The sequence below is a fragment of the Streptomyces saintjeani genome (genome assembly GCF_055409605.1).
The window spans coordinates 4244268-4257499 of sequence record NZ_CP189624.1 but is presented as its reverse complement, the minus strand read 5'-3'; the positions used below and the strand labels follow the sequence as shown (position 1 = coordinate 4257499).

Sequence of the window (13232 nt, the reverse complement as noted above, 5' to 3'; positions counted from 1 at the left end):
CCCCGTCGGGGCGCTGCCCAACAATGCGCCGCCCGCTGGACTCGGAGCATGAAACCCTCACGGTCGGCCTGCCTGGACGCACTGCGCGGCATCGCCGCACTCGTCGTGGTCTTCGACCACTCGTCGTACACGTTCCTGCCTGAAATACGGCGGGAGTTGATGCCCGAGTTCAACACCAGCCGCTACGGCATCATGGTGTTCTTCCTGGTGAGCGGTTACCTCATCCCCGCGTCACTCGAACGCCGGGGCCGCGTACGGGAGTTCTGGATCGGACGGATCTTCCGCGTGTACCCGCTGTGGGTGGTGGTCGTCGCCGCCCTCCTCGCGCTGCACCTCGCGGGCGTCGCGGGGATACGCGAACTCGGCGGCCAGAACGTCTACTTGACCGCCCTCGCGCACATCACGATGCTCCAGGAACTCCTCGGCACCCCCAACCTCCTGCTCGTCCTGTGGACCCTCTCCTACGAGATGTCCTTCTACCTGTTGGTCGTCGCCCTCTTCACGCTCCGCCTCCACCGGCACTCGGGAACGATCGCCGTCCTCTTCGCCGTGGCGAGTGTGGTGGCGGGGGCCACGGTGCCGGCCTCCGCGCTGTCCGGCGTGGTCGGCAGGGGGCCGCTGATCGTGTGCGCCTCGGTCGCCATGGCCGTCGCGATCTGCTGCGCGAACGCCTGGGCGCGGGTTCTGGGCGGAGCCTTGGGCCTCGTACTGATCGCCCTCAACGGCACCGTTCCGACGTGGGAAGGGCTCGTGATTCTCGCCGTGATGTTCCTCGGCACGGCCATATACCGTGCCGGGTACGGCAGTTGGCGCGTCGCCTTGGTGGTCGTCGGCTGTGCGGTGTGGAGTTCGTGCGCGTACGGCTCCGCGTCGCGCGGGTGGATCACCGCGTTCCTGCTCGCCGTACTCACCTTCGGTGTCGGACTGGCGTCGCGCCGACGCCGTACGCCTCGGGTGCTGGCCGGGCTGGGGACGGTGAGTTACTCGGTCTACCTCGTGCACCCGCTGCTGCTCGCGGTGATCGACGGGACGGCCGGGCGGCGGCGCGAGGACAGTTGGCTGCTCGAAGTGGCCTTCTGTGCGGTGCTGTTGCCGGTGTGCGTGCTGACGTACCGGTACGTCGAGGTGCCGGGGCAGGAGTGGGGGCGCGCGCTGGTGCGGCGTATGCGGTCACGGTGATCGCCCTGGGTGCGTACGAACACCTGTGCACAGAAGCGGAGTTGTGCGAACTGGCCGACCGGGGCCGGCTCAGGTACGGGTCCGCCTCGCAGCCTCCCTCAGTCCGTCCCGGAGCCGGGTGAGCCGGGCGATGTCCGCGTCGAGCGCGGTGATGCGGCGGTCCACGACGGTTGCGCCGACGACGTCGGGTTCCGTTGCCGTCGGATCGCAGGCGCGCTGCGGGGTCGTGGCGAGGAGCGGCAGGCGGTCGGCGATGGTGTGCAGGTCCTCCACGGTCAGGCCGAGCGCGAGGAGTTCGCGGACGATGCGAAGGACGGCCAAGTCGGTGGGTGTGTAGTCGCGTTGGCCGGAGGGGGTGCGGTGTGGGGGCGGGGAGGGGAGTGTCGACGATGGTGAGGTCGCCGGGGACGGGAAGTCCCCGGGGAGTGGTGGCTAGGCGGACTTCGCGGGTGATCGAGGGCATCAAGGGGGTCTCCTTAGACGGCGGGCGCGGAGACGGTAAACCCTGACGTGGGGGTCAAAGGCAAGCCCCCGTAGGGGACTTCACCCATCGAACCGCTCCCGCGCCTCCTCGATGTCCCCCAGATACGTCTGCGTCCACCCGCACAGCAGATCCACCGTCGCCCGCAGCGCCCGCCCCGGCTCGGTGAGCGTGTACTCGACGCGCGGCGGGATCGTCGGGTGGACCGTGCGCGCCACCAGTCCGTTCCGCTCCAGCATCCGTACGTTCTGGGTCAGGACCTTGTGGCTGATCCCCTCGACCTCGTCCCTCAACTCGTTGAAGCGCAAGGTCCGTTCACCGAGGGCCTCGATGATCAGCAGCGCCCACTTGTTGGCCACGTCCGAGAAGATCTCCCGCGCGAGGGAGTCCGCGCGACGGAGGTCGGCGTGCTCGGGGAGGTCCTTGAGCTCGTGCCTGGTTCCCATCGAGTCCTCTGCTTCTTCCGGGTGGTGGGCCGTCCGGCCATGGTCGCCGAGAACCAGGCACCCACAAAACAGGCACCCACAGAAACAGGCACCCACAAAAAAGTGGGTACTTGGCGGCGGGTGGCGGGCCGGGTGAGGCTGATCGGAGGCGGTCAGGACGGCCGCCCGGACATCCTCTCCAGCCGCCGGTGACCCCAATCGGCAAGCGGGGAAAGGGCTTTGGAGAGGTCGTAGCCGAAGGGAGTCAGGGAGTACTCGGTCTTCAGCGGCAGTACGTCGTGTACTTCCCGGTGCACCAGCCCGTCCGCCTCCATCTCGCGCAGCGCCTGCGTCAGCACCTTCTCGCTGAGGCCGGGTGACCGCCGACGGAGCTCACCGGGGCGGTGCGGTCCCGACTCCAGCAGCCAGAGCAGGTTCGTCTTCCACTTGCCGTCGATCACGGAGATCGCGGCGGTCACTCCGCAGACGTTCGTGTCCTGGGCGCGGCTGCGCGTCATGTCCACCCCGTTCTTCTCACCAAGGAATCGAACTCATGCCCGACATCAAGGATCAGTCTGTCACCGTACTCGGCCTGGGGCCGATGGGCCGCGCCCTCGCCGGCGCGTTCCTCGACGCCGGTATCCGCACGACCGTGTGGAACCGAACCCCGGGCAGGGAACGGGAGTTGGCCGTACGCGGAGCCGTCGGCGCGGCGACCGTGGAGGAGGCGGTCGCCGCGAGCGCGCTGACCGTCGTCTGCGTGGTGAACTACGACGCCGCGGACACGTTCCTCCGGCGCGAGCCGGTCGCCGCCGCGCTCCGAGGACGTACGGTGGTGAACCTGAGCGCCGACACCCCCGAGCGGGCCCGCGAGTCCGCCAACTGGGCCTCCGTACACGGCATTTCCTACCTGGACGGCGCGATCATGACCCAGAACACGGTCATCGGCACCCCGGCCGGGGTGTTCCTCTACTCCGGCCCCACCGACCTGTACGCCCAACACCGGCCCGTACTCGACGCGTTGAACGGCACCCACACCCACCTCGGCGACGAGATAGGCCGCGCCGCGGCGTACGACATCGCCCTCCTCGACATCTTCTGGACCACGATGGCGGGTTACGCCCACGGCCTGGCCCTGGCCCGGGCGGAAGGCGTCAAGGCGAGCGACCTGGCCCCGTTCGCGGCGGGCATCTCCCACATCCTCCCGGCCGTCTTCGCCCAGACGGCCACCGAAACGGACATGGGCGACTTCACCGGGTCCGGCGCCGACAACCCGGCCACCTCCGCGGCCTCCACGATGTCCCACATCATCCAGACCTCCGAACTCCACGGCATGGACGCGTCCTTGATGCGCGCGGCACTGTCCCTGACCGACAGGGTCATCACCCTCGGCCACGGCACGGACGGCTTCATGCGAGCGGCCGAGGTGCTGGGCAGGGACGTACGTTCCTAGGGCCGACCCGAAGCTGTGAGCTGCGTCACGGCTGTCACAACCTCCGCGCACCCGGTGTCTTGAGGCCGAACCCCTTGGAGCGGAGGAGAGACAGTGAACGGGAACATCGAGGTGGTCGTGGTGGGCGGCGGGTACGCCGGGGTCATGGCGGCGAACAGGCTGATGAAGCGTGGCGACGTCGCCGTGACGCTGATCAACCCGCGGCCGGAGTTCGTACAGCGGATCAGGCTGCACCAGTTGGCGGCGGGCACGCACGACGCGGTCGTGGAGTACGGCAAGGTGCTGAACGCCAGGGTGCGGCTGCTGGTGGACTCGGTCACCCGAATCGACGCCGCCGAAAGGCAGTTGGCGACCAGCGACAACGGCACCCTCTCGTACGACTACCTCGTGTACGCCGTGGGCAGCGCGGGCGCCGGCCAACACACCCCCGGTGTAAGGGAGTTCGCTCACCCGATCGCCACCCTGGAGGACGCCGCCAAGCTGAAGGCGCTCCTCACCGCCCACCCCGGCGCCCCGGTCACCGTGGTCGGCGGCGGTGCCTCCGGCATCGAGATGGCGGCCGAACTCGCGGAACAGGGACGGAAGTCGACGCTGGTCTGCGGCGGAGTCCTGAACCCCTACCTGCACCCGAAGGCCCGCCGTGCGGTGACGGCACGGCTGACGGACCTGGGCGTGACCGTCCTCGAAGGCGCGAGTGCGATGGAGGTCACCGAGCACGCCGTACGGCTCGAAGACGGTACGGAGATCCCGGGCGAACTCACCATCTGGACAACGGGTTTCGGCGTCCCGGACCTCGCGGCGCGCAGCGGCCTCTCCACCGACGCCCTCGGCAGGCTCCTCACGGACGACACCCTGACGAGTGTGGACGACGACAGGATCGTCGCGGCCGGCGACTCGGCGGCGCCGGCGGGACAGCCGTACCGCATGGGCTGCCAGTCGGCGGTCCAACTCGGCCCGCAGGCGGCGGAGACGGTGCTGAGCAGGATCGGGGGAGCCCAACCCGCCCCGGTGAAGGTGGCGTTCGCGGGCCAGTGCATCAGCCTGGGCCGCAGGACCGGCATCTTCCAGTTCTCGCAGCGCGACGACACGGCGAAGAAGCTGCACGTCGCGGGCCGCACGGGAGGCCGCGTCAAGGAGTTCGTGTGCCGTGGCACGGTATGGCAACTCACGATGGAGGCAAAGAAGTTCAAGACCCCCGCAGCGCCCGCCCCCGCAGCGTCCGACTCCGCAGCGTCCGCCCCCACGAGCCCCACCCCCGACGCCTCCGCCCGCCCCGCCGAGAACATCCCCGCCGAGAACATCCCCGCCGAGAACATCCCCACCGAGAACATCCCCACCGAGAACACTCCCGCCGAGAACACCCCCGCAGCAACCGCCCGTTGAAAGAGACACGATGACCGACCCGGCCACCGACGCCTTCGTCGCCCACCGCAACCTCCTCTTCACGGTCGCCTACGAGATGCTCGGCTCCGCCGCCGACGCCGAAGACGTCCTCCAGGAAACCTGGTTGAGATGGGTGAAGGTCGACCTGGACGAGGTGCGCGACCAACGCGCGTACCTCGTCCGGATCACCACCCGCCAAGCCCTCAACCGCCTGCGCACCCTGTCGAGAAGAAGGGAGTCGTACGTCGGCCCCTGGCTCCCGGAGCCCCTGCTCACCGCCCCGGACGTCGCGCAGGACGCCGAACTCGCGGAGAGCATGTCGATGGCGCTGATGCTGGTCCTGGAGACCCTGTCGCCGACGGAACGCGCGGTGTTCGTCCTGCGCGAGGTCTTCGACGTGCCGTACGACGAGATCGCGGCGGCCGTCGACAAGTCCCCCGCCGCCGTACGGCAGATCGCGCACCGCGCCCGGCAGCACGTGGACGCCCGCCGCCCCCGGCAGACGGTCTCGCCGGGGGAGGCGCGCGCGGCGGTGGACGCGTTCCGCGCGGCGCTCGACTCGGGTGACCCGCAAGGCCTGTTGGACGTCCTCGCCCCGGACGTCGTCCTGCTCACGGACGGCGGCGGCATCAAACAGGCCGCGCGCGTACCGGTGGTGGGCCCGGAGAAGATCATCCGCTTCATCTCCGGCACCCGGGCGAAGAACGGCGTCCTCACCTCCCACCCCACCCTCGTCAACGGCGCCCCGGCGCTCGCGCTGCACCTGGACGGCGAGTTGGACGGCGTGATCGCGTTCAGGATCGCCAACTCCCTGATCGACGGCATGTATTACGTCCGCAACCCGGAGAAGCTGACCGGCTTCACCACGGGAGCCCCGATCGGCCTCCCCTAAGGCGTCAGGGCCGCCGCCCGACCGGGGCCGTCGTGGGAACGGCGGAGGGGGCCGGCGACTCCTCCAAGGACCTCTCGGGGGCCGAGGAACTGTCCACGGACGTCGTCGGATCCATCGACGGCGACGGCGCCACGTCCCGCACCGGAGGCTCCGAGCCCGGGGAACTCGCCGTCGACGGCCGACGCGTCGAGTCCCTCACCAGCGGCTCCGTGTCCGCCGCCGACGGACTGGGCGTGGGCGGCGTACGCTCCGTGAGCGACGGATCGGCCGTCGGCGCCGGAGCCATCGGCGGAGCCTTCCGCGCCGGAGGCGACGAGGACGACGACGCGATCGGCAGCGCGATCAGCAGCGCCGCCGCACAGGTCGCCGTCGCCGCCAGCACCGTACGCGCCTTGCGCCGCCGGGACTTGCGGCGCAGCGCCGTGAAGTGGCCTGACGGAGGCGGGAGATGGGACGCCGGTGGTCGCAACAGCTCGACGAGCGGGTCATCTTGACGCCCGTTGCCGTCGTCGGCGTCAAAGCGTGTGGTCAAGGCTTCTCCTCAGGTGGGCGCGGAGCAGCTCGCGGGCCGCGTGGAGGTCGGCCTTGACGGTTCCCTCCTTGCGTCCGGTCAGGGCGGACACCTGCCGGATCGGCATGTCAGCGTAGTAGTGGAGCAGGATCGGGACGCGCAGCCGCTCGGGCAGCGACTGCACGAGCAGCATGACCGACGGGTCGCCCTGCTCCTGCGCGGGCCGCAGCGCCTCCTCGGTCCGCGCCCGCCGCATCGCCCGGCGCTCCCGTTCGGTCTTCCGCCAGTGGTCCCGGACCAGGTTCGCGGCGGTGACGTACAGGAAACCCTGCGGCTCCTCGACCTTCGTCCACCGCGACCACAGGCGCGTGAACGCCTCCGACGCGACCTCGTGCGCGGTCTCGTCGTCGTCCACGAGCCGCCGGCACCAGCCCGCGAGACGCGGGTACAGCGCCGCGAACAGCTCCGACGCGGCCTCGTCACGGGAGCGTGCGCGAGACCGGGTGAGGGATCGGGGGCGTTTCAACGCTCTCCAGGGGATGTGAGGGGTAGGTCCGGGGAGGGAGCCGGGTGGGAGGACGGTGGTACTACGGGTAGGGGTTGCCGCATACCCGTACGACCCCTGGCCGCCGTGTGACGCGTCATACCCGTAGTACCGGTCCTCGCGGTGCGGCGGGTGATACCCGTACGACCGGTCGCCCGGGTACGACGCGTCCACCGGCGCCCGCTCTCCTCCCACCCCGCCCCTCATCCCCGCTTCAGCTCCGCGAACACGATCACGTTGTCGGCGTATCCCGCGCCGGTACGGCTCCCCCCGCACGTGATCAGCCGCAGCTCGGGCCGCGCGGTATCGCCGTACACCTCCTGGGTGGGGAACGCCGACTTCGCGACCGTCCGTACCGCCGTGACCCGGAACACCGGCTCCCGCCCGTCGGCGAGCCGCGTGACGACCTCGTCCCCGCGCCTCAGCTCGGACAGGTGCCGGAAGACCCCGTCCCCGTACTCCCCGACGGTGACGTGCCCGAGGATCACGGACGGCCCGGTCTGCCCCGGCGAGGGCGAGTGGCGGTACCACCCCGCCTGGTCGTGCGCGACGACCGGCGGTACCGCGACCGTGCCGTCCGAGGCGAGACCGAGGGAGAGCAGCGAGGTGTCGACCCCGATCGAGGGCACCTTGAGAGCTACGGGTACGAGCCCGGCGCGACCGCCGGCACGAGAGGAACCGGACGGCGTAGTACCCGTAGTACCAGCGCCCCCCGCCCCCGAAGTGCCCCCGGCCCCGCCGCCTCCCGAGGCGCCGCCCGGACGACCGTCCCCCGCGGCCCGAACCTTCCCCGGGGAACCGTCCGACACCCTCACCCCCTCCCCGCTCGACCCGCACCCCACGAGCAGTGCCCCCAGCCCCACCACGGCGAACCCCCGCCTGGACAGCACGGTCACTCCCCGGTCGCCCGCCGGCGCCGTACGACGACGAAGGCGCCACCGGCGAGCAGGACGGCCCCGGCGCCGGCCCCGACGAGGGCCGTGGACGACGACGACCCGGACCCCGACGGCTCACCGACACCCGTGTCGGCGGCCCCCCTCGGCACGACCGACACCTGACCCGAGTCCCTGGCCGGCGCCGTGGTCGGCTCCAGGACGCTCGGCACCGCGCTCGGCATCGCGCTCGGCTCACCCGGCGCCTTCGTCGAGTCCCCGGTACTCGGCTCGGAGCTCGGCGCCTCGGCGACGGTCGGCACCGGCGACGGAGTCGCGGCAGCCGCCACCCCCGTGCCGGTCAGTACGACTACACCCGAGAGGACCAGGGTCCCCAGCACACCACGAGTACGACGCATCCGTTCGCTCTCCTTCTTCGGTCCACCCGGGCGGGGTGGAATCGAGCGGAGAGACGAGACAGGGGGATGGTCAGTTGTAAAGAGAAGGCAAAGTCACGTCGGCCTCGTCAGACGAACGGCTCGTCCCTCGGCACGAGCATCACCCGGTGCAGATTGCAGCGGGGTCCCTCCTCCTCGGGTATGGCCGCCTGGTGGGCCTGGAGAGCCATGCTGACGAGACTGATCAGGAGGTCGACGTCCGAGTCGCAGTCCAGGTGGACCGTGACCCAACGGGAGCCGGGGAGCAGGCGGATGGCCGTGGAGGCGCGCAGATCACGGGAGATCCGGTGAATGGCCTGGCCGGTCAGGTGGAGGTCCACCTCGTGCGCGGAGTGGAAGTGAACGATCTCGCTGTGCGCGGAACGCAGGGCGGGACCCGTACCGCACGCGGCAGTCACCGTCGTGAGGTCGGGCCAGCTCGCCAGGCGTTCATGGGCGCGCTCGGCCGGTGTCATGCTCCCATCGTCGCCGGATAACCGCCCCGCTACCAGAGGTTGAGTGTTCCGTAACCTCCCCGTGAGGTGAAAAAGAACGGAGGGCCACGGTCCGCTCGCGTTCCGTGGCCCAACAGTCCCTCGTCACACACCAGTTACGAGGCGTAGTCCTCAGGTATTACCCGGGTACTACGCGTCGGTCTCGGGCCGCTCGGCGTCCGCCCAGTGCGTGTGGAACGCACCCGGCTTGTCCACCCGGCCGTAGGTGTGCGCGCCGAAGTAGTCGCGCTGGCCCTGGAGCAGCGCGGCGGGCAGGCGTTCGGCGCGCATGGTGTCGTAGTACGAGAGAGCTGCGGAGAAGGCCGGTACGGGGATGCCCCGGCGAGCCGCCGTCGCGACGATCTCGCGCCACGGGACCTGCGCGTCCGTGATCTCCTGCGTGAACTCCTTCTCCGTCAGCAGCGAGACCAGTGCCGAGTCTTGGGCGTAGGCGGCGCGGATGCGGTCGAGGAAGGAGGCGCGGATGATGCAGCCGCCCCGCCAGATGCGGGCGACGGCGGCGAGGTCGATGTCCCAGCCGTACTCCTTCGCCGCGTCCTGGATCATCGTCCATCCCTGGTCGTACGCGATCACTTTGGAGGCGTACAGGGCGTTCTCCACCTGTGAGGCGAACCGTGCGGCCTCGGTGCGTGACAGTGGCGGGGTGGTGCCGCCCGGCAGTCCCCGGTACGCCGTGCGCAGCGCGGTCTGTCCCGACGCGGCCCGCGCGAAGGTGGCCTGGGCGATCGCCGTCACCGGGGAGGCGAGGTCGAGCGCGGTCTGCACGGTCCAGCGCCCCGTGCCCTTCTGCCCCGCCCGGTCGACGACCACGTCGACGAACGGTCCGCCGGTCAACGCGTCGGTGTGGCCCAGCACTTCGGCCGTGATCTCGATCAGGTACGAGCCCAGACGCCCCTGGTTCCACTCGCGGAAGATGTCCGCGATCTCGGCCGGCTCGTAGCCGCCGACCTGCCGCAGCAGGTCGTACGCCTCCGCGATGAGCTGCATGTCGGCGTACTCGATGCCGTTGTGCACCATCTTCACGAAGTGCCCGGCCCCGTCGGCCCCGATGTGCGTGGCACAGGGCTCCCCGTCGACCTTCGCGCTGATTGCCTCGAACATCGGGCCCAGCACGGCGTACGACTCCGGCGACCCGCCCGGCATGATCGACGGCCCGTGCAACGCGCCCTCCTCACCCCCGGAGACGCCGACTCCCACGAAATGGATGCCCTGTTCCTTGAGGGCGGCCTCCCGACGGCGCGTGTCCGCGAAGTGCGCGTTGCCCCCGTCGATGATCATGTCGCCCGGCTCGAGCAGCGGCGCGAACTCCGAGATCACCGCATCCGTCGCCTCCCCCGCCTGCACCATCAGCATCAGACGCCGAGGGCGTTCAAGCGCCGCGACGAAATCCTCGGCGCTCTCGGCGGGGACGAAGTCCCCCTCGTGGCCGAACTCCTCGATGAGCGCACGGGTACGTCCCGCACTACGGTTGTGGACGGCGACCGTGTACCCGTGCCGCGCGAAGTTGCGCGCCAGGTTGCGGCCCATGACTCCCAGGCCGGTGACGCCGATCGATGCGGATGCGCTCATGTGTGGTACCTGTCCCCTGCGTGGAGGTGAGTCCGTCACCGTCAAGTACGCACGTGGCGCGGCTCTTTCTCGATGCCGCCGGGTCAGTACATGTCGTCGGCCCTGAGGTCGGGCCCGACGACGAGGTTCACCACCCCCGCGGACGCCTCCCCGGACGCCGCCGCCGTCACCTTCCCGCCGAGCCGCGTGGCGAGGGCGCGCGCGCCGGTGTCGTCCGCGCCCTGGGCGTACTGGACGGCCGACTTGCTGACGTTCGAGGGCGCGTTGCCGGTGGAAACGATCGTGAAACCGTTTTCCTTGAGTTTCTGCGCGACGGCGGCGGCCCGCCCGGGCACCCCGGTGCCGTTGAGGACGCGGACCTTCACCGACGACGCGTACACGAGGTTCTTCGTCTTCGCGGTCAGCGCGTCCTTCGTCGTCTCCTGGTCCTTGGCCAGCGAGGTGAACAGGTCGGCGGCCTGCGGGTATTGCCAGACGACGTTGGCCTTGTCGGTCGGAACGTCCGCCTCGCGCGGGTAGTTGGGGACCGTGAGGAAGGCGAGCCGGTCGCTGGGGATGCCCTTCAGCTCGGACGCGAGCGAGTACAACTGCTTGATGCCGGCCATGTCCGGGTCCGTAGTCAGCGATTTCGTCGCCGAGTTGAGGAAGCCGTACATCGAATCCGGGCTCGTCAGCTTGGACTTGGCCTTCTTCGCGAGCGCGTCCATGAACTCCTGCTGGCGGCCGATGCGTCCGATGTCGGAGTTGTCGCCGACGCCGTAGCGCGCGCGGACGTAGCCGAGGGACGTCTCGCCGTCGATGGTCTGGCAGCCCGCCGGAAGTTTCAACTTGGCCTTGGGGGAGTCGATCGCGGTCTTCGGGCACACCTCGATGCCGTCCAGCGCGTCGACCATCCCCTTGAAGCCGGAGAAGTCGATGGACATGAAGTGGTCGATGCGCAGCCCGGTGTTCTCCTCGACGGTCTTTATCGAGCAGGCCGCCGCGCCCGCGACCTCACCGCTCGTGCCGCCCAGCGCGAACGCCTCGTTGATCTTGAAGTGGTGCTCCTGCGACTTGGTCCCATCTCCCTTGTCGCAGACGGGAATGCGGACCCACGAGTCGCGCGGGAACGACAGGACCGACGCCCACTTGCGGTCGGCCGGGATGTGCAGGACGAGCAGCGTGTCCGACTGCATCGTCGTCAGGTCCTTGCTGTTGCCGTAGCCGGAGTTGGCGCCCTCACGGCTGTCGGAACCGACGATCATGATGTTCTTCGAGCCCGGGCTGAGGTTCTCGGGCCGGTCGCCGCCGAGCTTGTCGTCGACGTCCGCGGAGGTGATGTTGCCGTTCAGCTGCTGGTAGATCCAGGTCCCGGCCCCCGCGACCCCCAGCACGCCGACGCACAGGACACCGGCGCTCCAGGCCAGCACCCGCCCGCGCCGGGTCAGGCGGACATCCGCCTTGCGCTTTCCCACGCCGTTCCTCCGCTCCCCCATGCTCGTATCGAGGCTCCGCCTCCACCTGGCACGGACACCCCACACACAACAGACGACCCAGCCATCAGGTTCCGTTGCCCATCGGATGACCAATTCTTTTCCAGTACGTCCGATACCGCACGTCCCGTTCAGCTCATCCGCCTCTTACGATGATCGACTGCCGCACAACACCGATCAACAGGGGGACTTGATGAACTCGGCACGTTTCAGACGATTCGGTACGTACGGCGCCGTCGCCGCGTCGCTCGTGCTCGCCGCGTCGGCGGTCGCACCGGCTCAAGCCGACGAGCAGACCGACCAGTTGTGGGTCAACGCACCGGCGGACCGGCCGGTGACGGTCGCGCCCGCCTCGGGGGAGGCGCTGACCCAGACGATCCCGGTGGGGCTGTACCACGACAACAACAACTTCACGGTGAGTGACGGGAAGTTGACGGTCGACGTGTCCGGACTCGCCGGTGTGGCCGAGGTGTTGTGGCCGTCGAACTGCGTGCCGAGCGGGACGAGCGCGGTGTGCGACGCGGGGGACGTGCCGGTCCTCCACGCCGGGTTCGTGCCTCAAGTGACGCTGAAGGTCAGGGCGTTGGCCGGAGCGGCGGTCGGTGCGTCCGGTCGTATCTCGTACGGCGCCGAGGCGACCGGCGGTCCCGACGGGACGCTCGTCGCACCCGCCGACTCCTTCACGACGGACGTCACCGTCGGTACGGGACCGGACCTCAGTGTGCCGACTCCCGCCGATCTCACGGGAGTTCAGCCCGGGACGACCGTCGACGCGCCGTTCAGCATCACCAACCACGGTGACCAGGCCGCGAACGGGTTCACCGTCCAGATGTGGACGTCGTACGGACTCGACCTCGCGACGGCGTACCCGCAGTGCACGTCCGAGGACATCGACGGCTTCCTCGTCCACTACACCTGCGCGTTCGACACGGTCGTCCAGCCGGGCGAGACGGTCGGGCTTCCGCAGCCGCTGAAGGTCACCGTCACACCGCACGCCCTCGACGAGCGGTTCGACTTCTCCGTCGACCCGGCCGCCGGGCAGACCGACTTGCAGCCCTCCGACAACGGCACGGGCTGGCAGCTCCGCGCGGACAACACGGCGGACTTCGCGGTCTCCGGGACCTACGGGGGCGGGGCGGCCGGGGAGACCGTCGGCCTCACCGCGCGGCTCACGGACAACGGGCCCGCCTGGGCCGCCAACATCCGCTCCGGCGACCCGGTGGCCGTCCTCGACGTGACACTGCCCGCCGGGACCAGCGCGGTGAGCGTGCCGGACCGGTGCACGCCGCACGGGGCCGGGTACGCCTGCGAGTTGGGGATCATGATCAAGCCGGGGGAGAGCGCCGCCTTCCCGTTCACGGTGCGGGTCGACAGTGTCGTACCCGGTGCGAAGGGGAGCGTGTCGGCGCGGCCGTCGTACGGCACGGGGTTCTCGTTCGACCCCGATTCCTCGAACAACTCGGCTGATTTCTAAAGGCAGTTGAGTTCTAGGAGCAGTT

The 13232-nt window shown here is 69.9% G+C and carries 15 protein-coding genes; 6 read left to right on the top strand and 9 right to left on the bottom strand.

The annotated features are described in order from the left end of the window. Positions 1 to 48: 48 nt before the first annotated feature. Positions 49 to 1179 carry an acyltransferase family protein gene (locus tag ACQCO7_RS19220; protein ID WP_464073012.1) on the top strand — a complete coding sequence of 377 codons (1131 nt, stop codon included), beginning with the start codon at positions 49 to 51 and terminating at the stop codon, positions 1177 to 1179. 69 nt (positions 1180 to 1248) lie between these two features. Here the strand turns inward: ACQCO7_RS19220 and ACQCO7_RS19215 are convergent, their stop codons facing one another. The 3 genes from ACQCO7_RS19215 to ACQCO7_RS19205 form a co-directional block, all read right to left on the bottom strand. Beyond that, the gene (locus ACQCO7_RS19215) at positions 1249 to 1500 is read right to left on the bottom strand and encodes a hypothetical protein (protein ID WP_464073011.1); all 252 of its coding nucleotides are present in this window, start codon (positions 1498 to 1500) and stop codon (positions 1249 to 1251) included. A 222-nt stretch (positions 1501 to 1722) separates the two neighbouring features. After that, positions 1723 to 2106: a winged helix-turn-helix transcriptional regulator gene (locus ACQCO7_RS19210; RefSeq protein WP_464073010.1), complete on the bottom strand. Its 384-nt coding sequence runs from the start codon at positions 2104 to 2106 to the stop codon at positions 1723 to 1725. A 152-nt stretch (positions 2107 to 2258) separates the two neighbouring features. Further along, positions 2259 to 2603: a winged helix-turn-helix transcriptional regulator gene (locus ACQCO7_RS19205; RefSeq protein ID WP_464073009.1), complete on the bottom strand. Its 345-nt coding sequence runs from the start codon at positions 2601 to 2603 to the stop codon at positions 2259 to 2261. Between the two features lie 35 nt (positions 2604 to 2638). Between ACQCO7_RS19205 and ACQCO7_RS19200 the strand changes: the two genes are divergently transcribed. The 4 genes from ACQCO7_RS19200 to ACQCO7_RS19185 all read left to right on the top strand — a co-directional run bounded on the left by ACQCO7_RS19200 (position 2639) and on the right by ACQCO7_RS19185 (position 6307). Then, a complete protein-coding gene (locus ACQCO7_RS19200; RefSeq protein ID WP_464073008.1) occupies positions 2639 to 3538 on the top strand; it encodes an NAD(P)-dependent oxidoreductase in 900 nt (299 codons plus the stop codon). Positions 3539 to 3631: 93 nt separating this feature from the next. Next, positions 3632 to 4921 (top strand): NAD(P)/FAD-dependent oxidoreductase, encoded by a 1290-nt coding sequence (locus ACQCO7_RS19195; RefSeq protein ID WP_464073007.1) that lies wholly within the window; start codon positions 3632 to 3634, stop codon positions 4919 to 4921. Positions 4922 to 4931: 10 nt separating this feature from the next. After that, positions 4932 to 5813, top strand: coding sequence for an RNA polymerase sigma-70 factor (locus tag ACQCO7_RS19190; RefSeq protein ID WP_464073006.1), 882 nt, complete (start codon positions 4932 to 4934; stop codon positions 5811 to 5813). A 32-nt stretch (positions 5814 to 5845) separates the two neighbouring features. Further along, complete coding sequence (locus ACQCO7_RS19185; protein ID WP_464073005.1) at positions 5846 to 6307, top strand: hypothetical protein; 462 nt, start codon at positions 5846 to 5848, stop codon at positions 6305 to 6307. Between the two features lie 21 nt (positions 6308 to 6328). Here the strand turns inward: ACQCO7_RS19185 and ACQCO7_RS19180 are convergent, their stop codons facing one another. The 6 genes from ACQCO7_RS19180 to ACQCO7_RS19155 form a co-directional block, all read right to left on the bottom strand. After that, positions 6329 to 6850: an RNA polymerase sigma factor gene (locus ACQCO7_RS19180; RefSeq protein ID WP_319735753.1), complete on the bottom strand. Its 522-nt coding sequence runs from the start codon at positions 6848 to 6850 to the stop codon at positions 6329 to 6331. A 221-nt stretch (positions 6851 to 7071) separates the two neighbouring features. Beyond that, positions 7072 to 7764 (bottom strand): class F sortase, encoded by a 693-nt coding sequence (locus tag ACQCO7_RS19175; RefSeq protein WP_464073004.1) that lies wholly within the window; start codon positions 7762 to 7764, stop codon positions 7072 to 7074. After that, positions 7761 to 8159 (bottom strand): LPXTG cell wall anchor domain-containing protein, encoded by a 399-nt coding sequence (locus ACQCO7_RS19170; protein WP_464073003.1) that lies wholly within the window; start codon positions 8157 to 8159, stop codon positions 7761 to 7763. The genes ACQCO7_RS19175 and ACQCO7_RS19170 overlap by 4 nt, the downstream gene beginning before the upstream one ends. A gap of 107 nt (positions 8160 to 8266) precedes the next feature. After that, positions 8267 to 8653 carry a luciferase domain-containing protein gene (locus tag ACQCO7_RS19165; RefSeq protein WP_010351161.1) on the bottom strand — a complete coding sequence of 129 codons (387 nt, stop codon included), beginning with the start codon at positions 8651 to 8653 and terminating at the stop codon, positions 8267 to 8269. A gap of 168 nt (positions 8654 to 8821) precedes the next feature. Then, on the bottom strand, positions 8822 to 10261 hold the full coding sequence (gene gndA / locus ACQCO7_RS19160) for an NADP-dependent phosphogluconate dehydrogenase (protein WP_464073002.1): 1440 nt from the start codon (positions 10259 to 10261) through the stop codon (positions 8822 to 8824). Between the two features lie 83 nt (positions 10262 to 10344). After that, a complete protein-coding gene (locus tag ACQCO7_RS19155; RefSeq protein WP_464073001.1) occupies positions 10345 to 11736 on the bottom strand; it encodes an LCP family protein in 1392 nt (463 codons plus the stop codon). Positions 11737 to 11926: 190 nt separating this feature from the next. On the opposite strand from ACQCO7_RS19155, the gene ACQCO7_RS19150 reads away from it, so the two are divergent. Further along, the gene (locus tag ACQCO7_RS19150) at positions 11927 to 13207 is read left to right on the top strand and encodes a COG1361 family protein (protein WP_464073000.1); all 1281 of its coding nucleotides are present in this window, start codon (positions 11927 to 11929) and stop codon (positions 13205 to 13207) included. The last annotated feature ends 25 nt before the right edge of the window (positions 13208 to 13232 follow it).

What these genes read in the sequence shown, in the direction of transcription:
- ACQCO7_RS19220 (WP_464073012.1), top strand. Translation starts at nt 49, where the DNA reads ATGAAACCCTCACGGTCGGCCTGCCTGGACGCACTGCGCGGCATCGCC.
- ACQCO7_RS19210 (WP_464073010.1), bottom strand. Translation starts at nt 2,106, where the DNA reads ATGGGAACCAGGCACGAGCTCAAGGACCTCCCCGAGCACGCCGACCTC.
- ACQCO7_RS19205 (WP_464073009.1), bottom strand. Translation starts at nt 2,603, where the DNA reads ATGACGCGCAGCCGCGCCCAGGACACGAACGTCTGCGGAGTGACCGCC.
- ACQCO7_RS19200 (WP_464073008.1), top strand. Translation starts at nt 2,639, where the DNA reads ATGCCCGACATCAAGGATCAGTCTGTCACCGTACTCGGCCTGGGGCCG.
- ACQCO7_RS19190 (WP_464073006.1), top strand. Translation starts at nt 4,932, where the DNA reads ATGACCGACCCGGCCACCGACGCCTTCGTCGCCCACCGCAACCTCCTC.
- ACQCO7_RS19170 (WP_464073003.1), bottom strand. Translation starts at nt 8,159, where the DNA reads ATGCGTCGTACTCGTGGTGTGCTGGGGACCCTGGTCCTCTCGGGTGTA.
- ACQCO7_RS19165 (WP_010351161.1), bottom strand. Translation starts at nt 8,653, where the DNA reads ATGACACCGGCCGAGCGCGCCCATGAACGCCTGGCGAGCTGGCCCGAC.
- gndA (WP_464073002.1), bottom strand. Translation starts at nt 10,261, where the DNA reads ATGAGCGCATCCGCATCGATCGGCGTCACCGGCCTGGGAGTCATGGGC.
- ACQCO7_RS19155 (WP_464073001.1), bottom strand. Translation starts at nt 11,736, where the DNA reads ATGGGGGAGCGGAGGAACGGCGTGGGAAAGCGCAAGGCGGATGTCCGC.
- ACQCO7_RS19150 (WP_464073000.1), top strand. Translation starts at nt 11,927, where the DNA reads ATGAACTCGGCACGTTTCAGACGATTCGGTACGTACGGCGCCGTCGCC.